At 60.3% G+C, this 23,376-nt stretch carries 20 protein-coding genes and 2 pseudogenes; 17 read left to right on the top strand and 5 right to left on the bottom strand.

All coding sequences use genetic code 11. The features are described from left to right. Positions 1-139 precede the first annotated feature (139 nt). From NKI25_RS26565 to NKI25_RS26545, 5 genes are all read left to right on the top strand, one after another. Positions 140-898, top strand: coding sequence for an ImuA family protein (locus NKI25_RS26565; RefSeq protein ID WP_352999823.1), 759 nt, complete (start codon positions 140-142; stop codon positions 896-898). Then, on the top strand, positions 813-2,336 hold the full coding sequence (locus NKI25_RS26560) for a Y-family DNA polymerase (protein ID WP_352999821.1): 1,524 nt from the start codon (positions 813-815) through the stop codon (positions 2,334-2,336). Before NKI25_RS26565 ends, NKI25_RS26560 begins: the two co-directional genes overlap by 86 nt. Continuing rightward, positions 2,333-5,593: an error-prone DNA polymerase gene (locus NKI25_RS26555; RefSeq protein ID WP_352999819.1), complete on the top strand. Its 3,261-nt coding sequence runs from the start codon at positions 2,333-2,335 to the stop codon at positions 5,591-5,593. The genes NKI25_RS26560 and NKI25_RS26555 overlap by 4 nt, the downstream gene beginning before the upstream one ends. A 69-nt stretch (positions 5,594-5,662) precedes the next feature. Then, complete coding sequence (gene ligD / locus NKI25_RS26550) at positions 5,663-6,655, top strand: non-homologous end-joining DNA ligase (protein ID WP_352999817.1); 993 nt, start codon at positions 5,663-5,665, stop codon at positions 6,653-6,655. Positions 6,656-6,935: 280 nt separating this feature from the next. Further along, positions 6,936-7,634 (top strand): LysR substrate-binding domain-containing protein, encoded by a 699-nt coding sequence (locus tag NKI25_RS26545; RefSeq protein ID WP_352951155.1) that lies wholly within the window; start codon positions 6,936-6,938, stop codon positions 7,632-7,634. A 550-nt stretch (positions 7,635-8,184) separates the two neighbouring features. Here NKI25_RS26545 and NKI25_RS26540 read toward each other — a convergent pair. Further along, positions 8,185-8,346: a hypothetical protein gene (locus tag NKI25_RS26540; RefSeq protein ID WP_352999814.1), complete on the bottom strand. Its 162-nt coding sequence runs from the start codon at positions 8,344-8,346 to the stop codon at positions 8,185-8,187. A 780-nt stretch (positions 8,347-9,126) separates the two neighbouring features. On the opposite strand from NKI25_RS26540, the gene NKI25_RS26535 reads away from it, so the two are divergent. From NKI25_RS26535 to NKI25_RS26510, 6 genes are all read left to right on the top strand, one after another. Next, complete coding sequence (locus NKI25_RS26535) at positions 9,127-9,303, top strand: hypothetical protein (RefSeq protein ID WP_352610258.1); 177 nt, start codon at positions 9,127-9,129, stop codon at positions 9,301-9,303. 286 nt (positions 9,304-9,589) lie between these two features. Next, positions 9,590-9,850 carry a hypothetical protein gene (locus NKI25_RS26530; protein WP_352610255.1) on the top strand — a complete coding sequence of 87 codons (261 nt, stop codon included), beginning with the start codon at positions 9,590-9,592 and terminating at the stop codon, positions 9,848-9,850. 70 nt (positions 9,851-9,920) lie between these two features. Continuing rightward, on the top strand, positions 9,921-10,154 hold the full coding sequence (locus tag NKI25_RS26525) for a hypothetical protein (RefSeq protein WP_352610252.1): 234 nt from the start codon (positions 9,921-9,923) through the stop codon (positions 10,152-10,154). After that, positions 10,151-10,525, top strand: a complete 375-nt coding sequence (locus tag NKI25_RS26520) for a DUF982 domain-containing protein (protein WP_352610249.1) — start codon at positions 10,151-10,153, stop codon at positions 10,523-10,525. The genes NKI25_RS26525 and NKI25_RS26520 overlap by 4 nt, the downstream gene beginning before the upstream one ends. A gap of 47 nt (positions 10,526-10,572) precedes the next feature. Then, on the top strand, positions 10,573-10,725 hold the full coding sequence (locus tag NKI25_RS26515; RefSeq protein ID WP_352610245.1) for a hypothetical protein: 153 nt from the start codon (positions 10,573-10,575) through the stop codon (positions 10,723-10,725). A 421-nt stretch (positions 10,726-11,146) separates the two neighbouring features. Next, positions 11,147-11,401 carry a DUF982 domain-containing protein gene (locus NKI25_RS26510; protein WP_352592120.1) on the top strand — a complete coding sequence of 85 codons (255 nt, stop codon included), beginning with the start codon at positions 11,147-11,149 and terminating at the stop codon, positions 11,399-11,401. 464 nt (positions 11,402-11,865) lie between these two features. Here NKI25_RS26510 and NKI25_RS26505 read toward each other — a convergent pair. Both NKI25_RS26505 and NKI25_RS26500 read right to left on the bottom strand, forming a co-directional pair. After that, positions 11,866-12,261 (bottom strand): annotated as a pseudogene (locus NKI25_RS26505) (transposase); the annotation flags it as partial. A gap of 3 nt (positions 12,262-12,264) precedes the next feature. Then, positions 12,265-12,893 (bottom strand): annotated as a pseudogene (locus NKI25_RS26500) (IS6 family transposase); the annotation flags it as partial. Between the two features lie 297 nt (positions 12,894-13,190). Here NKI25_RS26500 and NKI25_RS26495 point away from each other — a divergent pair. Continuing rightward, a complete protein-coding gene (locus tag NKI25_RS26495; protein WP_352999812.1) occupies positions 13,191-13,568 on the top strand; it encodes a flagellar export protein FliJ in 378 nt (125 codons plus the stop codon). Positions 13,569-13,767: 199 nt separating this feature from the next. On the opposite strand, the gene NKI25_RS26490 is transcribed toward NKI25_RS26495, so the two are convergent. Continuing rightward, complete coding sequence (locus NKI25_RS26490; RefSeq protein ID WP_352509852.1) at positions 13,768-15,687, bottom strand: potassium transporter Kup; 1,920 nt, start codon at positions 15,685-15,687, stop codon at positions 13,768-13,770. Positions 15,688-16,521: 834 nt separating this feature from the next. Here NKI25_RS26490 and tyrS point away from each other — a divergent pair. The 4 genes from tyrS (at position 16,522) to NKI25_RS26470 (ending at position 21,498) form a co-directional block, all read left to right on the top strand. Beyond that, positions 16,522-17,781, top strand: a complete 1,260-nt coding sequence (gene tyrS, locus NKI25_RS26485; protein ID WP_352820560.1) for a tyrosine--tRNA ligase — start codon at positions 16,522-16,524, stop codon at positions 17,779-17,781. Positions 17,782-18,104: 323 nt separating this feature from the next. Further along, positions 18,105-18,383: a hypothetical protein gene (locus NKI25_RS26480; RefSeq protein ID WP_352451797.1), complete on the top strand. Its 279-nt coding sequence runs from the start codon at positions 18,105-18,107 to the stop codon at positions 18,381-18,383. Positions 18,384-20,130: 1,747 nt separating this feature from the next. Further along, entirely contained in the window at positions 20,131-20,517 is a 387-nt protein-coding gene (locus NKI25_RS26475) for a hypothetical protein (protein WP_352451796.1), read from the top strand. A gap of 438 nt (positions 20,518-20,955) precedes the next feature. Then, positions 20,956-21,498 (top strand): DUF309 domain-containing protein, encoded by a 543-nt coding sequence (locus tag NKI25_RS26470; RefSeq protein WP_352999809.1) that lies wholly within the window; start codon positions 20,956-20,958, stop codon positions 21,496-21,498. A 69-nt stretch (positions 21,499-21,567) separates the two neighbouring features. Here NKI25_RS26470 and NKI25_RS26465 read toward each other — a convergent pair whose 3' ends face one another. Further along, the gene (locus tag NKI25_RS26465; protein WP_352999807.1) at positions 21,568-21,987 is read right to left on the bottom strand and encodes a hypothetical protein; all 420 of its coding nucleotides are present in this window, start codon (positions 21,985-21,987) and stop codon (positions 21,568-21,570) included. A gap of 1,095 nt (positions 21,988-23,082) precedes the next feature. Here NKI25_RS26465 and NKI25_RS26460 point away from each other — a divergent pair. Beyond that, positions 23,083-23,295 carry a cold-shock protein gene (locus NKI25_RS26460; RefSeq protein ID WP_023749661.1) on the top strand — a complete coding sequence of 71 codons (213 nt, stop codon included), beginning with the start codon at positions 23,083-23,085 and terminating at the stop codon, positions 23,293-23,295. Positions 23,296-23,376 lie beyond the last annotated feature (81 nt).

Genomic DNA, 23,376 nt, shown 5'->3' with positions numbered 1-23,376 from the left:
CGCATTTTCGCATTGAGGATATGGCCCCGAGCATCGAATGCCTCCTTCCGCAGGGGCACGACATCATCCCGGTTGACTCTTAGTCAAGACGAGAACAAATGTAGAACGTATCACAGGCTTTCCGCGTTTCAAGGGTCAGATGAGTGTATCGGCGCCCCCTGCTGCCATTTCCGAGCTTCGAGACCGCATCGCGCGCCTCGAAGGCGGAAATGCGCGCGTGCGTACAGTTTTGCCGTTCGGAGTGGCCGCGATCGACAGGGTTCTGCCGGGAGGGGGACTGGCTTTTGGCGGTCTGCACGAGGTCGCAGGCGGAGGGAATGGCGCTGTCGATGGCGTGGCCGCGGCACTATTTGCTGCCGGTATCGCCGCGCGCACGGTTGGCAAGGTGCTGTGGTGCGTTACCCGGCCCGATCTGTTCGCGCCGGCGATCGAACAGGCCGGCCTTCCTCCGGGAAGGGTGATCTATGTCGAGGCTGGCGACGAGAAATCCGTTCTCGCCTGTTTCGAAGAGGGTCTTCGTGGCGGTTTTGGCGCTGTCGTTGCCGAGATTGCACGGCTTTCGATGACGGCCTCACGGCGGCTGCAGCTTGCCGCCGAAAGCTCCGGCGCCACCGGCATCGCCATTCGCCGCTGGCGTCGGCAGACGGAGGCAACCGATTTTGGCCAGCCGACCGCCGCCGAGACACGCTGGCGGGTGTCGGTCCTGCCGTCGACGCCATTGCCTGTTCAGGGGATCGGGCGAGCGCGCTGGCAACTCGAATTGATCCGATGCCGTGCAGGAGAGAGCGCAGATTTTATAGTGGAGGCTTGCGATGCCAAGGGTCGTATCGCTCTTCCTTCCGATGTGGCCGACAGACCGCTTCAGAAGGAAATTGGGCGGCGCCGCGCCTCCGCCTGAGGCGCCGCTCGTCCTCATCGGCCGCGACGGACGTCGCCGTGTCGTGCTTGCCGCTGATGCTGCAGCACACGCAGCAGGTCTGCGCATCGGAATTCCGGCCAGCAAGGCGCAGGCGCTGGTCCCGGGCCTGATGGTCCATGATGCCGAGCCCGACGCAGACGAGATGGCGCTCGAGCGATTGGCGCTGTGGGCACTGCGCCGCTATGCGCCAATCGTCGCGGCCGATCCGCCGGACGGCCTCGTGATCGACACGACCGGCGCCGATCATCTGCATGGCGGCGAGGTTGCGATGCTCACCGAAATGGTGGCGCGGCTTGGCGGCTCCGGCTTAGCCGCGCGCGCCGCGGTCGCCGACACCTGGGGCGCAGCCCACGCACTGGCCCGCTTCGGTACACGGCAGATCCTTGTGGTTCCATCCGGTGAGATCGCACAGGCGATCCTGCCTTTGCCGATCGCGGCGCTTCGCCTACCCGCCGTGACGATCGACAGCTTGCGACGGCTTGGCTTCGAGACAATTGCGGACCTTGCCGGCACGCCGCGCGCGTCGCTCGCGCTGCGTTTTGGACCCGAACCCGGCCGGCGCCTCGACCAGGCGTTTGGACGAGTGAGTGAACCGATAGAGCCGATCCGGCCGGAGGAGATTGTGGAGGTGCGCCGCAATTTCGCCGAACCGATCGGCGCGGCCGAGACAATCGCCCGCTATACCGGCAAGCTGGTCGCTGAACTCTGCGCCTCACTCGAGACGCGAGGGCTTGGCGCACGCCGGCTCGATCTTCTGTTCTTCCGCGTCGACAATCGCATCGAGGCGATCCGTGTCGGCACAGCAATGCCGGTGCGTGACACGAAACGCTTGACGCGGCTTCTCACAGATAAAATAGAAACGATCGATCCAGGGTTCGGCATCGAGCTGATGCGGCTTGCCGCGACCGTTGCCGAGCCGCTGCGGGCGAAACAGATGATTTCCTCGCTCGCCGAGACGCCCGAACCCGACGTCTCGGATGTGATCGACATCCTCGCCAACCGTGTCGGCGAGGACCGGCTCTATCGCTTCGCCCCGGTGCAGAGCGACGTTCCCGAACGGTCGGTCCAACGCATTGCCCCAATGGCGCCTGATACCGGCGAGGGCTGGCCCGGCCATTGGCCACGTCCAACTCGGCTGCTGCCGCGGCCCGAGCCGATCGAGACGGTCGCACTTCTTCCCGACCATCCGCCCGTGACCTTTACCTGGCGCGGCGTCCGTCGACGCGTAAAACGGGCGGATGGTCCGGAACGCGTCTTCGGGGAATGGTGGAAGCGCGACGCCGAGCTCGCGGCGGTGAGGGACTATTTCCAGGTCGAGGATGAGAACGGCGAACGCTACTGGGTCTTCCGTGCCGGCGACGGCGAAGATGCCGCGACTGGATCACACAAATGGTTCATGCACGGGATTTTCGGATGACTGGGGCAATCCGATATGCCGAGTTGCAGGTGACCTCGCATTTCTCGTTCCTGCGTGGAGCATCATCCTGCGAGGAGCTGTTTGCGCAGGCGGCGCTGCTCGGCATCGAGGCGCTCGCCGTCGTCGATCGCAATTCGCTCGCCGGCATCGTGCGCGCGCATGAAGCGGCAAAGACGACAGGCGTCCGGCTGATCGTCGGCTGCCGTCTCGATCTCGCCGATGGCATGTCGATCCTGATCTATCCGACCGACCGACCGGCCTATTCGCGCCTCTGCCGTCTGCTGTCGCTCGGCAAGGGCCGGGCCGGCAAGGCAAAATGCCATCTCGATTGGGATGATGTTGTCGCCTATGGCGAGGGACTGATCGCGGTACTGGTGCCGGACGAAGCCGATGATCTTTGCGCCGTTCGTCTGCGGCGGCTGCGCGACGCCTTCGGCGATCGCGCCTATATGGCGCTCACCTTGCGCAGGCGCCCGAACGACCAGCTGCGACTTTACGAGCTAGGAAACCTGGCGGCTGCGATGCGGGTGCCAACCGTCGTCACCAACGACGTGCTCTTCCACGAGCCGGCCCGCCGCATGATGCAGGATGTCGTCACCTGCATTCGCCATAACGTCACCATCGATGACGCCGGCTTCCTGCGCGAACGGCATGCCGATCGCTATCTCAAACCGGCCGAGGAAATGGCGCGACTGTTCAGCCGCTATCCCGAGGCCCTGGCGCGCACGATCGAAATCGCCGACCGTTGCCGTTTCTCAATGGACGAACTCGCCTACCAATACCCCGAGGAAAAAACGATGCCGGGCCTCACGGCGCAGCAGGCGCTGGAAAAGCTTACCTGGGAAGGTGCTTACCGCTGCTATCCCGAGGGCGTGCCCGACAAGGTGGTCGGCATTCTGAAGCACGAACTCAGGCTGATCGAGACGCTCAAATATGCGCCGTACTTCCTGACGGTCAACTCGATCGTGCGCTTCGCCCGCAGCCGGGACATTCTTTGCCAGGGCCGCGGCTCGGCCGCCAATTCGGCCGTCTGCTATGTGCTGGGCATCACCTCCATCGATCCCGAACGCAACGACCTTCTGTTCGAGAGGTTCGTTTCGCAGGAACGGCGCGAGCCGCCCGACATTGATGTCGATTTCGAGCATGAACGGCGCGAGATCGTCATGCAGTGGGTCTACGAAACCTATGGCCGCGATCACGCAGCATTGTGCTCCACGGTTATCCGTTATCGCACCAAGGGCGCTGTCCGCGATGTCGGCAAGGCGCTCGGCCTGCCCGAAGACATGACCAAACTTCTGTCCTCGGAGGTCTGGGGCCATGGTGAGGCGGTCGACGAGCAGCGCGCCGGCGAGCTCAATCTCAATCTCGGCGATCGCCGGCTGCGGCTGACCCTTGAACTCGCCGCGCAACTTGCCGGCACGCCGCGCCACCTCTCGCAGCATCCGGGCGGCTTTGTCCTGACCCACGATCGCCTGGACGACCTCGTGCCGATCGAGCCGGCGGCGATGAAGGATCGCCAGGTCGTGGAATGGGACAAGGATGATATCGACGCCCTCAAATTCATGAAGGTGGATGTCCTGGCCCTGGGCATGCTGACCTGCATGAAGAAGTCATTCGATCTCTTGTCGGAGCACAAGGGCATCGCCCTCGACCTGGCGACGATCCCGGCCGAGGATCCGCGCACTTACGCGATGATCAGGAAGGCCGATACGCTCGGCGTTTTCCAGATCGAATCCCGGGCGCAGATGTCGATGCTGCCGCGCATCAAGCCGCGCACCTTCTACGACCTGGTCATCGAGGTCGCGATCGTCCGTCCGGGGCCGATCCAGGGCGACATGGTCCATCCCTACCTTCGCCGGCGCGACGGAACGGAAGAGGTGACGTTTCCGACACCGGAGCTCGAGCGCGTTCTCGGCAAGACGCTTGGCGTGCCGCTGTTTCAGGAGCAGGCAATGCAGGTCTCCATGGTCTGCGCCGGCTTTTCCGCCGGCGAGGCCGACCAGCTGCGCCGCGCCATGGCCACGTTCAAGCACACCGGCGGTGTCTCGAAATTCCGCGACAAGCTGATCAATGGCATGATCGCCAACGGCTACACCTCCGAGTTTGCCGAGAAGACGTTTTCGCAACTCGAAGGGTTTGGCAGCTACGGCTTTCCCGAGAGCCATGCCGCCTCCTTCGCGCTGATCGCCTACGCGTCCTCCTGGATGAAGTGCTGGCATCCGGATGTCTTCTGCGCCGCACTTCTGAATTCGCAACCGATGGGTTTTTATCTGCCGGCCCAGATCGTGCGCGACGCACGCGATCATGGCGTCGAGGTCCGCCCGGTCTGCGTCAATGCCAGCCGCTGGGATTGCACGCTTGAGCCGACCGATGCCGAAGATCGCTTCGCTGTCCGGCTCGGCCTGCGCATGGTGAAGGGTCTCGCCAATGATGACGCGGCCGCGATCGTCGCGGCGCGGGCCGATGAACCCTTCGCCTCGGTAGACGATCTCTGGCGCCGCGCCGGCGTGCCGGCGGCTTCACTGGTCCAGCTCGCCGAGGCCGATGCCTTTCTGCCGAATCTGAACCTTGCCCGCCGCGACGCGCTCTGGGCAATCCAGGCGCTGCGCGACGAGCCCTTACCGCTGTTTGCAGCCGCGACATCCCGCGAGCAGAAAACCGTGCCGGAGATTCACGAGCCTGTTTTTGCGCTCAAGCCCATGACAGCCGGACGCGAGGTTGTCGAGGATTACGGCCATGTCGGACTGACCTTGCGCAGCCACCCTGTTTCGTTCCTGCGTGCCGATCTTCGTCGCCGTCGCATCGTGACCTGTCAGGAGGCCATGCAAGCCCGAGACAGAAGATGGCTTGAGGCAGCCGGCCTGGTATTGGTCCGGCAAAGGCCGGGCTCGGCCAAAGGCGTCATGTTCCTCACCATGGAGGATGAGACCGGAGCTGCCAACGTCGTCGTCTGGGTCAAGGTGTTCGAGAAGTTTCGGCGCGTGCTTCTCTCGTCGGCCATGCTCGGCGTGCGCGGCCGCATCCAGCGAGAAGGGGAGGTGGTGCATCTCGTCGCCCACGAGTTGACCGATCTTTCGGCCGAACTCGCAAGCGTGGGAAACCGCGAGACGCCGTTTCCCTTGCCACACGGCCGCGGTGACGAGGCCCATCACGGTGGATCGGGCATCGATCCGCGCGGCATGCCGAAGGGGCGCGACATCGTCGACGCCTGCGAGCACATCGACCGCATCAAGGTGAAGACGCGGGATTTCCGATAAAGCTGCAGCGTTATAATGTGGTAGTCTGGCCCGCATGACGACGCTTTATGTCAATTGGCGCGCAAGACGGTGAATCCCACAAAGCCGAACAAAACGCATCCGCCGAAATGGATCGAGCCTCAGCTGACGCGCCTGGTCGACGAAGCGCCCGACGGCCCGAACTGGCTTCACGAAATCAAGTACGACGGATACCGCATGCACGCGCGGATCGACGGCAGCGACATCCGCTTGCTCACCCGCACCGGCCTCGATTGGTCGCATCGCTATCAAGCGACGATAGCGGCGCTGCGCGCGCTGCCGGTGAAAGAAGCCTATGTCGACGGGGAGCTGTGCGCCGTTCGGGCCGACGGTGTCACCTCCTTCAGCCGCCTGCAGGCCGCTATGGACGAGGGCCGCACGGGCGATCTTGCCCTCTTTGCTTTCGATCTTCTGTTCCTGAACGGAGAAAGCATTGCGAAGCTGCCGCTCATCGACCGCAAGGCGCGGCTGGAAGGCCTGTTTTCGAACGACATGCCCGGCCTGCGCTTCAGCGATCACGTGATCGGCGACGGGCCTGCGTTCCGCAAGCACGCCTGCCGGCTTGCACTCGAGGGCGCTATCTCAAAGCGGATCGACAGCGCCTATGCATCCGGTAATCGCGGCCTATGGGTCAAGTCAAAGTGTCTCAACAGAGAGGAATTCATCGTCGTCGGCTGGACCGATCCGACGGGAAGCCGCCCGCATATCGGCTCGCTGCTTCTCGGCTACTACACCGATGATGGTCGTCTGATGTACGCGGGCCGCGCCGGCACGGGCATCACGGTTGCAGAGCTCAAGCGATTGGCTGGCCGGCTTGGACCACTTCGGATGGATCGAATGCCCCTCGACGCCCCACCGCCACGTGAGAGCCGGTTCGGCTCGCCGCTTGAGCTGTCGCGCGTCCATTGGGTCAGGCCTGAAATGGTGGTCGAGGTCGCCTATCTCACCTGGACGGAAGACAATCTCCTGCGCCAAGTCTCGTATCAAGGTGAGCGGCAGGATAAGCCAGCCCGGCAGGTGGTGCGTTCCGTGCCCCATCCCTGATCGGCATCGGTCGCCGATCGCTTCTTTTCATCCGACTTGCTCCACCTGCAGCGTGCCGGGTGGAAGGGGACTGATCAGCGACTTGGGACACCGGAGGGTCGAGCCAATCCCGCCGACGCGCTGCGGTCGAATAGTCGGTCTGCGTCACCGCGCCAGCCTAGTGGCGGTTGCGGAACTTTGCGCTCGACGGGCGCTGGAAAGCGCGAACCGGTCACAAAACCAGGTGTAACCATAACCATCGGGGTGGGCCGCGCGGTATTCCTGCCATAACGCGCTGGAGATGACACCCGATGGCGAGCGTTTGCTCGCCTATGCCCGGGCGATGCTTGCCCTTAACCGGGATGCTTTGGCCGATCTGGCGCAGGCGCCCTTTCACGGCAGGGTTCGCGTCGGCCTCTCGGGGGACTTCGCACAGGTCCGCATCCTTCGCGCCTTGCAGGCATTCGGCGCTGATCGCCCTGGATTGCAGGTTGAGGTGCAAGTCGGGGTTCCGGGTGCGCTCCTCTCGAAGATGAAGGAGGGCAACATCGAACTGGTGCTCGGATCGCAGTGTGAGGGTGAGGAGATGGGGCGCCTCCTGTGGCGCGAGCCTCTTGTCTGGGCATGGGCGGCGCAGACCGGCGTGGCTCTTCCGGACCCGCTGCTGTTGGCCGTGTTACCGGAACCTTGCCCCTACAGGCAAGTTGCCCTTGAACGGCTTGCCAAGGCCGGCATCAGCCAGCGCACGGTGTTGATCTGCACCAGCAACGCCAGCGTGAAGGCGGCTGCCATCTCAGGCTTTGCTGTAGCGCCGATGATCGCAAGTCAGCTGAGAAACGGCTTGGTCAGGGTACCTAAAAGCTACGGCCTGCCAGAGCTACCAGAAGCGGAGTTCAGGCTATTTGCCGCATCGAACGGTCCTCGAAGAACTGGCCGAGGCGATCACGAACGCCGTTCCTCGAAGGCACGCTGGCGGGGAGTAATCCTAAACTTGCACTAACGTCTGCTTTTATGGCTAGTCTCGAATTAACGTGAGCAAGTCTATCTAAAGATCTGATGGTCATCGAGGGTCGGCGAGAAGGTTGAGTCCGAAGACTAAACCCGCCGAGCTTTACAGCCAAAAGGAAAGTCGGCGGCCCATCTTTCAATGAGCATTGCCTGAACCCGCCGACCTGCGGATTGCCAGTGGCCCCGCGATTCGCAGCTTTGCCGGAACGAAGGGGTGCCGTCTAGCAATGTAGGCGTGTACAGTTCCAGGTGCGGAAGTTTTCAAGACTCTGCCTTAAACCGCAGCGGCCGGCCGATGGTCCCAAATTTTCCGTTCTGTGGCCCTGCTTCTTGCGCGATCCGAGTTTCCCCCATACGAAAAAGGAATAGCAATAGGAGTTGATGAATGACCGAAGAGAAGAATCGCCAGAGCGCGGAATTGATGGAATTGACCGCGGATATTGTCGCGGCGTTTCTCCAGTCGCCGGCGTGGTGCTGAAACCGGCAGCAGAGGACGCTCTGAACTCCATTGCTGGTGATGGTGCTCAGTATGGCAGCGAGCCTTAATGTTGCCGCCGAAGGATCAGCGCAAGCGCGCCGAACGGCGCCGAGGGCAGGCAAAACCACGTGCCGACGCGGTCGCCAACGTCCCAACGATAGAAACCAGCCAGCGCCATCATGCCGGACAATCCTGCGACGAACGCCGCGACCCAATCGAAATCCATTCGATGCCCCTATCCATTCGATGCCCCATGGCGGAAACCGCCTTCGCAACCTGTACGCGCGGAGCTAAAGACCGCTCAACGCAATTTAGCGTGACCCTGCAGGATGGCCCTACCGTGTCCCTGATGGAGCGACATGGGCAAAAGCGCTTGGTTAGGCCCATCCTGTGACACAAGGTGTAACATGGGGCAGCCCAAACACGCCGCATTGCGTGGATCAAGAGGGGGCACGGGGGTCGCCGCGCGAGCCAGCTATCCGATCCCCCGCTCAGAAATTTCTACCAAACTTTCCTGACGGTTACGGCCCAGCTTTGTACGGTTCTTACATCCTGTTGATGTCGGTCAGGGAGAGAGTACTGTCATCTCTTCGGCGTGCCCCTTGGGGATGGTCGGATGAATGATCGTTCAAATTATCAGTCCAACTCTACATGAGGCTATTGCTGCACTTCTGAACCGGGCGGCTCGCGGAGACATTGTTTCGATCAAGGCTGCAATAGAACGGGTCCGTGTGACTGCGCCTAATCTGCGGGCATCTGACGAAGAGCTAACTGAGGCTATCCTTGAGGTAGCTTCCGCCACTGGCCTGTTCGTGTGTTTCGACGGCCGGGAGTAGCTCTCAGCCCGCGCCTCATTAATCCGCCTAACGTTCCCGCCCAGCATTCCAGGAATTTTGCCCATTGTGGCTCCGCAAGAGCGGGCGCGCCGTCCTGCTTGATCTTCGTGATTAGCAGGAACAAATCTTCTCTCCAGAAGGTTCGGACCTGTTCGCATGCAGGATCGAGCATGGTTGAGGTCGACAGAAGGAAACAGAAGGTTATTGCCGACCTCGTACGACGGTGGGTCACGTCAGAAGCAGTCCGCAACTACCTTCGCAGAGCGCTAAATCTTCCGGTAGAACAGGAGCTGCCGGACGAGCATAAGTCTTTGCTCGATGAAATTGATCGGGCCGACAAACAGTGACCCCATGGCAATCGGGCAGCTTATCCTTGGTAATATCGACCACGGCTTTCACCGCCTCTTGTTTTGCAGCTTCGAGGTCCCGAGGGATCGGCACCCTCAACGTCAAGGAAGACTTTGCCAGTGTCGGTGAAGTCGAAGAAATAGCGCGGCATCCATACAAACACAGTAACGCGAGAATGGGCGTGACCTGACGTCCAATGATATCCGCGACATTTGGTTAAAAACGTACGGGCCAAGACTCATCGCCCTGATCCGCTTAGAGTTACTTCCGAAAGGAAGCGCTTTCATGCTGCCATTGCCCCACGCCGTCGATCCAAAAGTAGTTGCCGAGATCAACAATCTTCTAGATCATCACGCCGGGGCGGTACCGGTGCCCGTTCACAAGCTCGCCGCGGTTGTCCGGCTGCGCCTCAGAAGCCATCTTTCCATCGCGACTATTGAGGCGCTGATCGTGGACGAAGCCGAGTGTCGCCACCTGCCCATGCTGTTCGAACTGCCGGCAACACAGGCGGCTGTAGTTTCAACTGCTCTGAGTCGCGCGACTTGAAGGTTAGGGGCTCGGGCATTCGGATCTGGCAGGGGAGCCCACCCCGCGTCCGCCCCAATGGTGACAGCCTATGACCAGCAGCAGCTCAACTAGTGGTACTGCCTATCCTGGCGATCTGATTCTGTTGAAGCAGGTCTTTGATCGTGTATGCGTCGAGCAAGGCATTCCGGTAGGAAGCGAGCAGGCGGAGCGCCTGAGCGTGAGCGCAATGGCACTCTTCTCGGACGGCGAGTTCGACGAGGCCGTTCTCTATGAACACCTTCGGTTTGTTGCCCGCTCCCTGCCGAGCAGGGACCGAGCATGACCGACCATGAATTCGGATGGTCGGCGGGTTCGTGCCGCCCTACTTACCCCATGGCAACCCATTGGTTCGTCCCTCTGGTGTTCGTGAAGACTGAAACCGGCGACAGGCATGGCTGCGACAATGCGAGAGCAGCCCTTGAGCAGCTCAAGAGGTGGACCCGCAGAGGACCTCGCTGGCACAAGGCGGTGACCCTCTGTCTGTCAGACCTGGAGGGCGATCCGATTGACCCTCAGGTGGTACGAAGGGCCTTTGAGGCTGCCGCCAAGGAAGCCAAGATGTATCTTTCCCCGCGTAGGACGAGGGGAAGATTTCTCCCAAAGATTCCGTGGTTTATTCAGTACGATTCGAACATTGATTTCTTGGAGAAGTGACCCATAAGGTAGCCGCTTGGGTTCTCGCTGAGGTGGGAGGCCTTCGGATGAACGTTCTGACGAACTGCCGACCCCGCAAAGTGACGGCCCATGAGCTTGTTGAACAGCTGATTTTACAAGCCCGGCGCGGCCAAATTATCATCATCTCCGTCAAAGACACTATCGCGGCGGTGCGCCGTGACGGCCACATCTGGTGGTAAGTGACTGCGAGCTGGTCGCTCTTGTTGTTGATGTTCCCCAGCCTTTGGCCTGTTCGTCGCGTTCGATCTTCGGGAATAGCCGCATGGCTCTCCACTGGTTGCCCCCGCCCAGTCTACGTCAGAACCAATACTCCCGACCGGAGCTGGCCGCAGAGAAGTCCTTCTCTAGATTCCGCCTATGGCAATCCTTTGGTTCTCACCTCCGGTGTACGTCAAGACGGAGCATGACGGCTTCCGCTACGGGGTCCACCACGTTGAGGCTGCGGCCGAGGAACTCGTCTTATGGACCAAGCGTGGCCCTAAGTGGCTAGAGGCGGAGCGCGCCTGCCATGAGCGGCAAGGTGTCCCCCCAACAGGCCCGTGACACGTTCGAGGAGGCTGCCAAGGAGGAGGGCATGATCTTTCCTGATTAGGAGTTCTCATGGCTCGCCATTGGTTCAACCCTCCGGTCCCCGTCAAGACCGAGCGTCCAGGGGAAATCCGCAACGTCGAGAACGCCGAGACAGCCGGCGAGGAGCTGATGAAGTGGACCAGGCGTGGCCCTCGCTGGGACCTCGCGGTGCGCGTTTGCATGGCCGTGATATTCGACGAGATGGAACCTGAGGAGGCTCGTAAGGCATTCCTGGCTGCTGCAAAAGAGGAGGGGACATTACTTCCCCCAATGACAACCAGCTAACTTGAACTGCGGTAAAGGTTCTCTGACCTCTGACCTCTGACCAACACCGCCTTCGCGAAAGGAGCCCGCCGCCCGTGAGAAAGGCGACGGACCCCCACAGCGGCTGCACATCCAAGAAGAACCCGCTGCCACCTCTAAACCTCTAAACCCGCGAGGGCCTGCGTTGTTCCTTACAACCTGGGTTGGTCGGCAGTCTGGTTCCGCTCCAATTTCCCTGTATGGCTCTCCATTGGTTCAACCCTCCAGTCTATGTCAGGAGCGACAGACCTGGCATCCGATACGGGTTAGCCACGTCGAGGGTGCCGCCGAGGAACTCATGAAGTGGACCAAGAAGGGACCTAAGTGGAAGCTGGCGGTGCTGTCCTGCATCGACGCCTTTGAGGACCAAGTGTCACCCGAGGATGTCCGTAGGCCTTTGACGAGGCCGCCAAGGAGGAGGGGCATGCTCGTTCTGGAGTAGGAAGCCGCGTGATACCGCGCCGCTTGGCGACGTTCATACCCCACGCTCTGAGGCTCGACCATTTCTTGCTGAGCACAAGCAGTGAATGAGCCGCCTCATAGAGGGCCGTGCGGGCGAGCTCGTCACCGCATCGGCTCACCTTGCCCTGAAAGTCCGTCTCGCCAGATTGGTAGCGTGCCGGGGTCAGACCCAGATGCGCGCCGACATCCCTCGATCGGCGAAAGCGGTCCGGCTGATCGACCGTGGCACGAAAGGCGAGCGCGGTGATGGGTCCCACACCGGGCACGGACATGAGGCGCCGGCAGACTTGCTCCTTGCGGGCGATATTGAAGACCTGCTCTGTCAGTCGCCCGAACTCGCGCAACATCGTTGCCACGATCGCCAGAAGCGGCTCGACAAGAACGTTTGGGGCGGGGCGGGACGAAGAGGTTGCGGAGGGCTGACAAGGTCGAGACGAAGCGTTGCAGGCCTCCCGGCGATCGGACCCCCTCCATCATCCGCTCCCGTTTTCGCGGCGGCACATGGGAATTCTCCGCTCTGTTGTTCAACCCCTTGTGCGACCGGTGCTCGACGTCCGGCATCACCTGTCGCTTTGCCGCTCCATACGAGCGCAGCTTGTCGGTGATCATGCGCTTCGGCGCGAGCCCCTGCTTCTTCAACAGCCGCGTCAGCAAGCGCTTGGCGGCTTTGGTGTTGCGGCGGTTTTGCACGATTTCGTCCAGCACATATCCATCCTGGTCGACGGCGCGCCACAACCAAAGCTTTTTGCCGGGCGATGGTGACGACCACTTCGTTCAGGTACCAGACATCATTCCGGCACGGCGGCTTGCGGCGCAAGCAGCGAGCGCAGTCCAGCCCGAACTTGATGCCCCACCGGCGACTTGTCTCATACGAAACCACGATGCCGCGTTCCAGCAGCATTTCCTCAACCAGGCGCAGGCTCAGCGGAAACCGGAAATAAAGCCAGACCGCGTGGGCGATAAATAGGGGCGGAAATCGGGGGGGCGTGTAGCTGACGGCGGGCGTATTCATGCCCCCGGCGTCTATGTCGCAAATCTTGACGATTGGTTTGTGTGACAAGCCCGCCGCAGGTCTCAACGCGTTCATATGCAGACAATGTGAAATCGCCCTATTCCGCCTTTTTTTACCGCCCCTTAAGTCCCTCGCTCGCATGCTTGTCGATGCCATTGAACTCATAGCCATCGGCCAAGGATTTGGAAAATATGTTTCCTCTCGCAGCAGAAACCGTGAGAGTCGCTGTAGGCCTAACGTTAAGGGGCTGGGAGAGAGCGGTTTGATTGGACGAAATGTGTACCGGAGTACCGAGTCATGAAGCCACGAGGTAATCTGGTCCGACTGAAGCAATTTCAGGTGAATGAGAAGCGGCGACAGTTGCAGCAGCTAGACATGATGATTGCCGATTTCGAACGCATGGCGCGAGAACTGGACTTCCAGATAAACGCCGAGGAAACGAAGGCCGGCATCTCCGATATCAATCATTTCGCTTATCCGACGTTCGCCAAGGCCGCCCGCCTACGTCGTGACAACCTCAAGAATTCGCAATCGGACCTTCTGCGGCAGAGAACCACAGCCGAGCCATGCCTCGCCGAGGCTGAAGCAGAGCTCTCCAAGGCGCAAATGCTAGAATCGCGCAGCGGCAGAGGCCACGACCTCGAACCCGGCAACCGAAGCGCCATCATCGGCTGAGCCGGACGGCTTCAGCGCGCCTCAATTCGCGACACCCGACTGGCCGTTGGCGCGTGTGTCGCCGCAGCGTGACAGCCGTCCCGGCCAGCTATCGCTGCATCAAGCCGCTGAAACTTTACAGTGCCGGGCGCGCTGCTACTCAATTTCCTTACCGCTCAATCAATGTGACAGCACCGATTCTTCTCAACCGCGGCATGCCTTAAATCGTCACTTGCGTTCCGATCTCGACGACGCGTCCGGTCGGGATCTGGAAATACTCGGTCGCATCGGCCGCCGTGCGCGCCAGCCCGATGAACAGCTTGTCCTGCCAGACCGGCATGCCGGAATTGGGCGACGCCTTGAGTGAGCGCCGCGACAGGAAGAAGGACGTCGTCATGATGTCGAACTTCCAGCCCTGTTTGCGGCAGATCGCCAGCGCACGCGGGATGTTGGGCTGCTCCATATAGCCGAAGGTCAGCGTCACCCGCATGAACAGCTCGTTGACGGTCTCCATCTTGACGCGCTCGCTGTCGGGCACGACAGGCTGCGGCGCCGTCACCACCGAAAGGATGACGTTCTGCTCGTGCAGCACCTTGTAGTGCTTGAGGCTGTGCATCAGCGCGGTCGGCGCGCTCAGCGGATCGCTGGTCAGGAACACCGCGGTGCCCGACACCAGATGCGGCTTCTTCTTCAGCAGATTGCCGGCAAGGAAATCCAGCGGGATCTCGTTCCGGCGCGTCTTGTCGAACAAATAGCGGGTGCCGCGTATCCATGTCCACATCGCCAGCACGATGGTGAAGGCTACCGCCAGCGAAGCCCAGCCACCTTCGAACACTTTGACGATGTTCGAGGCAAAGAAACCAATGTCGATGAACGCGAATACCACTGTCAGGGAGATGGCCAGCCAGAGCTGCCATTTCCAGATGCGGCTCATGATCACGTACAGCAGCACCGTCGTCACCAGCATGTTGCCGGTCACCGAAATGCCGTAGGCTGAGGCAAGCTTGCTGGATTCGCCAAAGCCGACCACCAGCAGCATCACCACCAACGCCAGCAGCATGTTGACGCGCGGCATGTAGATCTGGCCGGACTGTCTTTCCGACGTATGTAGGATTTCCAGGCGCGGCAGCATGTTGAGCTGCACCGCTTGCCTGGTCAGCGAGAAAGCGCCGGAGATCACCGCCTGGCTGGCGATGACGGTCGCAGCGGTGGCGAGAACGACCATCGGAATAAGCGTCCAGCCTTCGTTCATCTCGAAGAAGGGATGACCGACCACGCCGTTTTTCGCCAGCACGAATGCGCCCTGCCCGGCATAGTTCAGCAGCAGGCAAGGGAACACGATTGCCAGCCAGGCGAGCACGATGGGCTTGCGGCCGAAATGGCCGAGGTCGGCGTAGAGCGCTTCGGCGCCGGTGACGGCGAGGAAGATGGCGCCGATCGTCACGAAGGCGACGTCTGGTGAATTGATCAGGAACGCGACGATGTAATGCGGGCTGACTGCCAGCAGGATTTCCGGATCGGCGATGATATGGTTGAGACCGGAAAGGCCGATGGCCAGGAACCAGACTGCCGTGATCGGGCCGAAGATCAGGGCGACGCCGCCGGTTCCAAACCGCTGTGCCGAAAACAGAATCGCCAGGATGACCAGCGTCAGCGGCACCACATAAGGCTGGAAGGTCGGCGTGACGACGTTCATGCCTTCGACCGCCGACAGCACCGAGATCGCCGGCGTGATGACTGCGTCACCAAAAAAAAGCGAGGCACCGACGATGCCGATGCCGAGGATCACCGCCGAGCGGGTCGGGAAACTGTTGCGCGCCAGCGCCATCAGCGACAGCACACCGCCCTCGCCGCGATTGTCGGCCCTGAGCACGAACATGATATATTTGATGGTGACGATGATGGTCAGCGACCAGATGATCAGCGACAACACGCCGAGGATGTCGCCACGGTTGGCGACTTCGCCCCCCGACGATGCCACCAATGCCTCGCGGAAAGCATAGATCGGGCTGGTGCCGATATCGCCGTAAACCACGCCGAGTGCGCCCAGCATCAGCACCTTGGTGCTGTGCTGCTCGACCTCAGAATGGCTCGATTGTTCGACGGGTTCTGCCTCGTTACCAGCATTGGTAAGGGCCATGGACGACACTCCGATAAGCGCGCGGTGCTCTACGCTTGCTGCACTGCAATATCAAGTGCCGTCACGTAATGGCTCCGTATGCGGACCGCATTTGTTGCCCCACCGGCGGATTGTCTCATACGAAACCACGATCTGCCAGACGAGCGGGCGGGCACGGAAGTGGTCGCGCTCTGGCTGCCAGACATACTCGTCGAACCTGATGAAAACCTGACTTGTACACCCAGCCCAAACCGGTGCGAGGGGTCGGTCTAATACCAAAGGCTCTGAGGGCTGACTCTCTAGGGTTCCCGCCTCGATTGATCCCAAGCAGTTCGAAATGCTCGCCGCATGAGCGCCGCGTGACGATCAACCTGCCCGACCTCAGCTGGAGTTTGCGACGGAACCGGGAAATATGCCGGACCAAGCTGACTGGTGACACACGAACGCCTTATTGTCTTCCGGTCTGGCGGCAACAGTATCGGCAGGACGCCAAAGCTGACCGGCTGCTGCAGCGAAGCGCAGGTGAAGCGCGTCTGGGCTCGACATCAGAAGGAAAGCGGGAAGCAGGAAATGTTGTCGCAAAAGTTGAGTTCTGCGACGGTGCAAAAGTCAGTTGCAAATCGTCGCGACAGAGGCTCGGCAGCTCCCCGAAGTAGCCATTTCAGATTGCTTGCAGGTGCGGATAAAGTCCTTTATGCATGGGCACATGATCAAGTCCGCGCTCATCGCTGCAATCTATTATGCGACGCTTCCATAAGGAGCGGCGCGTTTCGATCATGCCTTGAAACAAGCCGCCGTCAGGCGGCTTTGTTCATGAGAGGACCCCCTGGCGGCAATACCAGGAGGATTCCCTATATGGCACTTCCCGATTTATCAACCGGTCATTCCGAACCATGTTCGGCGGCTTTGAAGACGCTCATTGAGCGCGGCTATGTAAATCAAGGGACCGACCTGCCGGGTGTCGATGCCGCCTTTGAAGCAGGCATCGTACCCGCTTACGCTGGTTTCGATGCGACGGCTGACAGTCTTCATGTCGGCCATCTTCTTCTGATCATGGCGCTTCGTCATCTTCAGCAGACTGGCCATAAACCCATCGTTCTCATTGGGGGTGGGACCACCCGCATCGGCGATCCCAGCTTCCGTTCGGAGGCGCGGCCGATGCTGACGGACGAGCGGATCGCCGCCAACATTGAAGGGATCAGAAAGGTCTTTGACCGTCTCCTTGTCTTCGGAGACGGCCCGACGGATGCCGTGATGGTGAACAATGCCGACTGGCTGGACAGCATTCGTTGGATCGACATGCTGAGAGACGTCGGCAGGCATTTCTCCGTCAATCGGATGCTCTCTTTCGACAGTGTGAAGTCGCGGCTGGAAAAGCAGGAGAACCTGAGCTTCTTAGAATTCAACTACATGATCCTCCAAGCGTTCGACTTCCTTGAGCTATCCCGCCGGACCGGTTGCCGTCTGCAGATGGGTGGAGCCGACCAGTGGGGGAACATTATCAATGGCATCGACTTGATACGGCGGACGGATGGAAAGGAAGTCTTCGGAGTGACTACGCCGCTTCTGACGACTCCTTCAGGTGTCAAGATGGGTAAGACGGCTGCCGGAGCTGTGTGGCTCAACGAAGATCGCCTTTCGCCATACGATTACTGGCAATTCTGGCGTAACACGGAAGACGCTGATGTCGTTCGGTTCCTGAAGCTTTTCACCGATCTGCCGATGGACGAGATCGAGCGATTTGGACAGGCTGAAGGAACCGAGCTAAACGCCGTCAAAGAACGTCTGGCCAACGAAGCTACGGCCCTGGCACATGGAACTAACGCCGCCAAACAGGCGGAGGCCACGGCTAGCCAAGCATTTGGGCAGGGCGAAGCCGCAGAGGGGCTACCGACGCTTCATTTAAATGACGCCGAGGGCTTGGCCGGAGTAGCCCTTGTGGATTTGCTGGTACGCGCCGGATTGACCTCCTCCAAAGGGGAAGCGCGAAGGGCGATCTCGGGACGAGGTGTGCGGATCAACGGCAACGTCGTCGAGGTGGATACAATGATATCGTCCCAAGACCTCCCGATCCGGCTTTCGCTCGGCCGGAAGCGCCACACTGTTGTGAAGTAGGGTTTCAGCAAATGCTGTCGCAGAAATTCTGCCCGCTTAGCGGATATTGCAGACATTCGCGTCGAGTTCCTCTGAGGACTGTCGAGAGACATTCCTCAGGGGGTAGTTAGAGCCGGGCAAAGGCAGCAAACTGGCCGGGTGGGTGATTGGCTACTATATTGCGTGATGCATTAACATGTAGGAGGTCGAGCAGCATTGTCACGCATCCATGCGGCAATGGGCGGGCCGTTTCCTTTGATGTGATCGGCATTGACGGCGACCGCACACAAGGTGTCCACCTATTTTGGTGACGCCTCATGCATCAGAGCACTCAACAGTAAAAGGTGCGGGGAAATTCGCGCTTACTTATTAACTGCCAAGCGACACACGTTTCGCGCGCGGATCTGCAGATCATCTTGCGGCGCGCGGCATTGATGCTCAGAAACGTCGCCGGCGTGCCGCTGGAACCGGCCACCGAGGACGCTCTCAACGCCATTGCTGCCGAAATGGAAATCGGCCGGGCGGACCTCATTCAGATCGTGCTGCGGGAATGGTTGGAAACGAACGCCTATCTGCCCGTGCGCGAAATCGATGAGGAGAATGAAACGGACGGGAGCGCGTAAATGCAAACTTCCGCGATCACGCTATGCACGGCGAAGCTGCGACTCATCTATCGCTAAGGCGCGGCGGACCTGATGGCCTGTCGTATTCGTCGATGGCCATGGTTCGAGCGATAGGAACGCGGAACGCCTCCGTGGCGCCCCGAATGTCGTCATCATAATCGGCTTGTACGCGTCCCCAACTGCCGCAGCTTTCATCGGCTGCGCACTTCGCCATCCGGACTTGAGACAGTGCCGGCTCTGCTTCGGTGCAACGTCCGCGATGGCGGCTCGATTCCTGGGCCAAGACTCCATTTTCGGGCGGCAATTCCAGCACCGACCTTGACCGAGTCATGCCGCATATCTGTTGGATGTCGCATCGTCGTAGCCCCGCTAAGCCGACCAGGCCTCCCGACCGCCGGATCGATAATGATGATCGCCTCTGGAGAATTGTTCTTGCTGTCGAGCGCGATGGTCTCCACCGTCTTGCCGTGCTCTATTTCCGCTCAGTCATGAGCAACGCCAGCCAGCCTGTCGACACTTTCGACGAGGTCCCGTGCCTTATCTGCATCGTGTGAAGGCTTTGTGGGTTCGCTCGGGCCGCGCCATCCCCAGCCTATCTTCCTTCACGCCCAACAGCGAAGCATCCAATGCTAATTCGTGAAGCGTCGAGAAAACAAAATTTGACTGGCAATCAAGTTTCTGTGGCGCGACCTTTCGTGGATGCGACAGCCAAACAGCCTGACTTCCCCACTGGGAATGCTTGCTGCCTCGACCTCTCTCCGGCCGGCCGAACGCCCTTTGCGGTGCCGGCCGACACGTTCCGTGCCGGTGCCGGAGCCGAGGAGAGCCCGAGGCCTTCACCATCATCAATCCGCTATATGGGCCATGCGCTCAACAACGCGCTGCAGGACACAGGACGTGCCGTCCCACAGGGATTATTGAATCCCGTTAGGATTTAAACGCCATATCCAATCGCAGCCATCCGCTGAACGCAGCTATCGCCGTCGACGCGAACATCGAACAGAACCGACCCTGCGGTTTTTTCCGCAGCGTCAGCCACACGATCGCAGAACGGTCGATTGAGGTAACAGGCACAGCAATAATCGTGTTGGGGAACAACGGAGAACTTAGATGCGCGTCGGTAAACGGGGACACCGCCCTTTTGGTGGCGGAATTGGCTGCGTGGAATGCGTCTCCGCTGAGTGAGTGCGCATTTCGCAAAAACGGGACAGTCGTTCCGCTAAATCGCGGACATATACTCGCCACTGAATTCGCAATCTGCCGGTTCGACTGGCAGGAAGAATGTGACTCGCGAAATCGTCCCAGAATAATTCCGAGACTCCTCATTTGGTCGCCATGAGATCGCGCTCCAGTTCCGCAATGCGCACGCACTTGCCGAGCGTCGTCCTGACGCAACGCCTTGATCCATCCTCGCCCGCGCATAAGTCTTCCTGCCAACACCCAACCGAAAAGCCATGCGGATTCCTAATTTCCGGCAAGCCGAAACGCTTGTGGAAAAGAAGCGCGGCGCTCGGGAGGACGAATGAAGCGATATTACAAGGTCGTTCGTCCTATTGGCCATCTTGGGCTGTGATGTTATGGGCAATCTGTTCGAGGAGCGCTCCAACGGCTTGGGCATGCCGCGGACAAGCGAAGTAGCGCCCGCCAAGAGCGCAGTTGCGATGTAGGCATCGGGAGGGCGATTGGTGCGTGGATAGTCAGCCCTGGCCTATTGTCGATTGTGCCAGCCGGCGCGCATTTTGCAGCCATGGTGGCGCAGCATGTTGAATTGGCGTTGTTTGAGCAGTCACTCGGCAATATCGAAGGCCTGCATCGGCCGTTCTGTGATCGTGTGGCTGACGCTGCGGAGAAAACCGCAGGATCGGTTCTTTTCGATGTTCGTGTCGACGGCGATATTTGCGTTCAGCGGATGGCCGCGATTGGATATGGCGTCACCGGCACAGCAATAATCGTGATGGACAAGTACGGACAACTTAGATGCGCATCGGTAAACGGGGACACCGCCCTTTTGGTGGCAGAATTGGCTGCCTGGGATGCGTCTCCGCTGCGTGAGCAAGCGAGGGTTGACCACCGCGGAACGGCCATCATCCTGCTAGCCAAACTTCGGAGCTCTGGTCACTTCGCCCGGTTCTAGCCGGCTGAGCGCCGCTTCCTACCTTGCGGGCTAAGCAGATGGCGCGGCGGCGATGAGGCACCAGCGCGCGAATCCCGCCAGCAGCAGCCGCTCCGCAGTGAGACCCAGCTTCGTTCCCGTCATCAAACTGCTCACGTTGAACGCCGGCGCGACTGGCTCCGGGCGGAGATCGATCCGAACTACCTTGGGGTCGCCTTCGGCCTTGCGACCGGGCTGCTGCTCGCAGAAGCAGCGTCAGTCTTCGGTGCGCGAGTAGTCGGGCTTCAAGACGGTCAAGCGCTATCGGCGTCTGCCACCGAAGACGTCCGGCGTCGTGCGTGTACGGCGGAGGCTGAAATCTCAGGGATGGAAGGACCCAGCAGCCAATGCAGGCGGTGTCCCATCAGATTCCATAGGACATGAATTGTCATCGACGTGCTTTCATGATTGCTGGGGTCGATGTCACGTCGTCGCTTGCTACCCGAAAAGAATTTCCCGGGCTACGCATACCTGCCTGGCAAACATCCGCATCCGGTTCGCGACCCGCTGGGTCACAGTTACCAAAGCGACCCGGTGACCGTTGTTGCCGTCGAGGAATCACTCAGCTCAAACGGGTTCCGATGGGGTATCGACCTGTTCAATCACGGTTATTACTGGGAAGCCCATGAGGCTTGGGAGCCTCTTTGGCACGCTGCGAAACAAAGCACTCAGCATCGCCTTTTGTTCAAGGGATTGATCCTGTTGGCGGCGGCCGGGGTGAAAATCCGCGAGGGAAAGCGGGTCGCTGCCGCGCGCCATGCGGCGAGAGCTGCAGCGCTTTTTCGTCGGGTGGCGCCTCTGCCGAGCCGGCCCTTTGAGGCCGCACTCGGAATGACACCTGCCAAGCTCGCGGTACACGCCGAAACGGCCACAACTTTCCCGGCTGTTTTGCGAGAGCCGATGCCTGGCCAGCCTGAGCCCGTTTTCGATTTCATTCTCGTCCCTAAATCCGAGGGCGTCTGATAGGCAAGTGCACTGCCGGCCCGTCATGGACAGTTCGACAAGGGCAGCTTCAATCCTGGTGCGGTTGACCTACGGCACAGCCCGGCGCTGGCGGAGCACCCATAGCAGGCGCCGCTTCCATCGTTCACCTCTCGGCAAAGCAACATCTTTCTGCCGCCGCTTTTTCTGGCGGGTCCGTCTGTCTTCAGTCGGTGGGTTCGATGCCTTCGGAACCGGCGCTTTCTCAACCGTCGGCTGCTTAGGAAGCGATCCGTCGGGCATGATCACCTCCTTGCCGTCGGGTACCGCTTCACCAACGGCGGCCATGGGCCGAGAACGGATATCTTCACAAGGAAAAATCGGCACTTCAGCGATCGCACCTTCAGTCTTCGCTTCCGCGATATCGTTCGCGATGGCGGCCAGGTCGATGCCGCCCCAGATTGACTGTGGCCGCTTCATGAGCCCACGCTTCTGTTTGATCTCGACGACAAAAGGTCGCTGCTGCTTCATAGTGCTCTCGGCGGATTTGGGAGCGTGCGAAATGTCGTCTAGGCCGATCGCACGCTTTCGTCCACCCGCCCACGCATTTTCCAACGGTTTTCGAAGACCGTGAAATCGTCCATGCCACGACTGAAGCGGCTCACCGCCGGAGCCTAGGTGTTTAGGCCCAGGCTCCCGATCTGTTGTCTTGCCGTCAGCATGACCGCCATAACGACCATATCGCCCACGCAGTCGCCTTTAGTAGGCCCATCGCGAAGCCGCAAAATGTTCAAGATGCAATGAAGATGGCCGCCACTTTTCCATGCTCGCATGTTCCCGAGTAAATCGGACCCGTCCAACGCATTTTTGCAATCGGCCACCTGCGACTGATTATGCTGCTGATGGTCCGCATGCCGGATGTCTGGGTGGCCGGGCACAGATTGCACTCGCAAGCGCTCGGCAATCCCAAAGCTGCACTTGCTGCACATGCATCGGCTTTCCTCCACCGATCAACCCTTAGTGTGGGTTGCGAAGTCGCAAGAGGTGGCGCTGACCAGGCTTGTTCCGCAGCCCTCGTTGTCGTTGATCCAGACGCTGGGTGGTGCATGAGGAATCGCAGCAGCGATCACCCACAGAACGGGTCAGCTTTGCTGCGCTCGATTTTGTCGATGATCAGATCGGCCCCCTTCTTCGCGAGAGTGGGCGCTCTAATCAGCCTAGAACGGCCTGATCCTGGTCAATCTCACGCGCGCCAACTGCCTCGCCGGATTGTAGAGCCTCTTGCGGGTGTTTTCTACAACAACCACTAGGGCATCAAATCAAGCAGGAAGTCGTCGATCGCGTGGGCGGATCCAGCAAAACGCGCGCCTGATCGATCGCATCCGCGCTGGCCGCAGTGATTAACGCTTCGATCCTCTGACGATGGCGATCGTACGAGGTGCCGGCCCCCGACTCCTCATTGCAAGGTTCACCACGTGGTGCGTGAGTTTCGTCTACCTTTGCGACTGCCGCTTGATCGCCGCCAGTCCACTGGCTGCTCGATGCGCTTACCACGGCGTGTCGCTCCGGGCGCCCGGCATGATCGCCGAACCAAAACGTGTTGCGAACTTTACAAGGAATACGCATATGGCAACTGGAACCGTGAAGTGGTTCAACAGCACCAAGGGGTTTGGATTTATCCAGCCCGACAATGGTGGTCAGGACGTTTTCGTCCACATTTCCGCTGTCGAACGCGCGGGCCTCTCGACCCTCGCTGACGGCCAGAAGATCAACTATGAGATCGAGCAGGACCGCCGCACTGGCAAGTCCTCCGCTGGCAGCCTCAGCAAAGCTGGCTGATTTTTCTCCTGCCCCCGGCAAGAGCCGGAAGTACGCGGCAAGTCCGGATGTACTGACGGCCGCTGGACAAGAGCGGGCGAG

The organism is Mesorhizobium sp. M0808 (genome assembly GCF_040320025.1).
In the GTDB taxonomy this organism is placed as follows: domain Bacteria; phylum Pseudomonadota; class Alphaproteobacteria; order Rhizobiales; family Rhizobiaceae; genus Mesorhizobium.
This window is presented reverse-complemented; position numbering and strand designations above follow the sequence as displayed.

Bases quoted from the DNA above. Each gene is read 5' to 3' on its own strand.
- NKI25_RS26565 (WP_352999823.1), top strand. From the start codon at position 140: ATGAGTGTATCGGCGCCCCCTGCTGCCATTTCCGAGCTTCGAGACCGC.
- NKI25_RS26560 (WP_352999821.1), top strand. From the start codon at position 813: ATGCCAAGGGTCGTATCGCTCTTCCTTCCGATGTGGCCGACAGACCGC.
- NKI25_RS26555 (WP_352999819.1), top strand. From the start codon at position 2,333: ATGACTGGGGCAATCCGATATGCCGAGTTGCAGGTGACCTCGCATTTC.
- NKI25_RS26545 (WP_352951155.1), top strand. From the start codon at position 6,936: ATGACACCCGATGGCGAGCGTTTGCTCGCCTATGCCCGGGCGATGCTT.
- NKI25_RS26540 (WP_352999814.1), bottom strand. From the start codon at position 8,346: ATGGATTTCGATTGGGTCGCGGCGTTCGTCGCAGGATTGTCCGGCATG.
- NKI25_RS26535 (WP_352610258.1), top strand. From the start codon at position 9,127: ATGGTTGAGGTCGACAGAAGGAAACAGAAGGTTATTGCCGACCTCGTA.
- NKI25_RS26530 (WP_352610255.1), top strand. From the start codon at position 9,590: ATGCTGCCATTGCCCCACGCCGTCGATCCAAAAGTAGTTGCCGAGATC.
- NKI25_RS26525 (WP_352610252.1), top strand. From the start codon at position 9,921: ATGACCAGCAGCAGCTCAACTAGTGGTACTGCCTATCCTGGCGATCTG.
- NKI25_RS26520 (WP_352610249.1), top strand. From the start codon at position 10,151: ATGACCGACCATGAATTCGGATGGTCGGCGGGTTCGTGCCGCCCTACT.
- NKI25_RS26515 (WP_352610245.1), top strand. From the start codon at position 10,573: ATGAACGTTCTGACGAACTGCCGACCCCGCAAAGTGACGGCCCATGAG.
- NKI25_RS26510 (WP_352592120.1), top strand. From the start codon at position 11,147: ATGGCTCGCCATTGGTTCAACCCTCCGGTCCCCGTCAAGACCGAGCGT.
- NKI25_RS26495 (WP_352999812.1), top strand. From the start codon at position 13,191: ATGAAGCCACGAGGTAATCTGGTCCGACTGAAGCAATTTCAGGTGAAT.
- NKI25_RS26490 (WP_352509852.1), bottom strand. From the start codon at position 15,687: ATGGCCCTTACCAATGCTGGTAACGAGGCAGAACCCGTCGAACAATCG.
- tyrS (WP_352820560.1), top strand. From the start codon at position 16,522: ATGGCACTTCCCGATTTATCAACCGGTCATTCCGAACCATGTTCGGCG.
- NKI25_RS26475 (WP_352451796.1), top strand. From the start codon at position 20,131: ATGGTGGCGCAGCATGTTGAATTGGCGTTGTTTGAGCAGTCACTCGGC.
- NKI25_RS26470 (WP_352999809.1), top strand. From the start codon at position 20,956: ATGTCACGTCGTCGCTTGCTACCCGAAAAGAATTTCCCGGGCTACGCA.
- NKI25_RS26465 (WP_352999807.1), bottom strand. From the start codon at position 21,987: ATGAAGCAGCAGCGACCTTTTGTCGTCGAGATCAAACAGAAGCGTGGG.
- NKI25_RS26460 (WP_023749661.1), top strand. From the start codon at position 23,083: ATGGCAACTGGAACCGTGAAGTGGTTCAACAGCACCAAGGGGTTTGGA.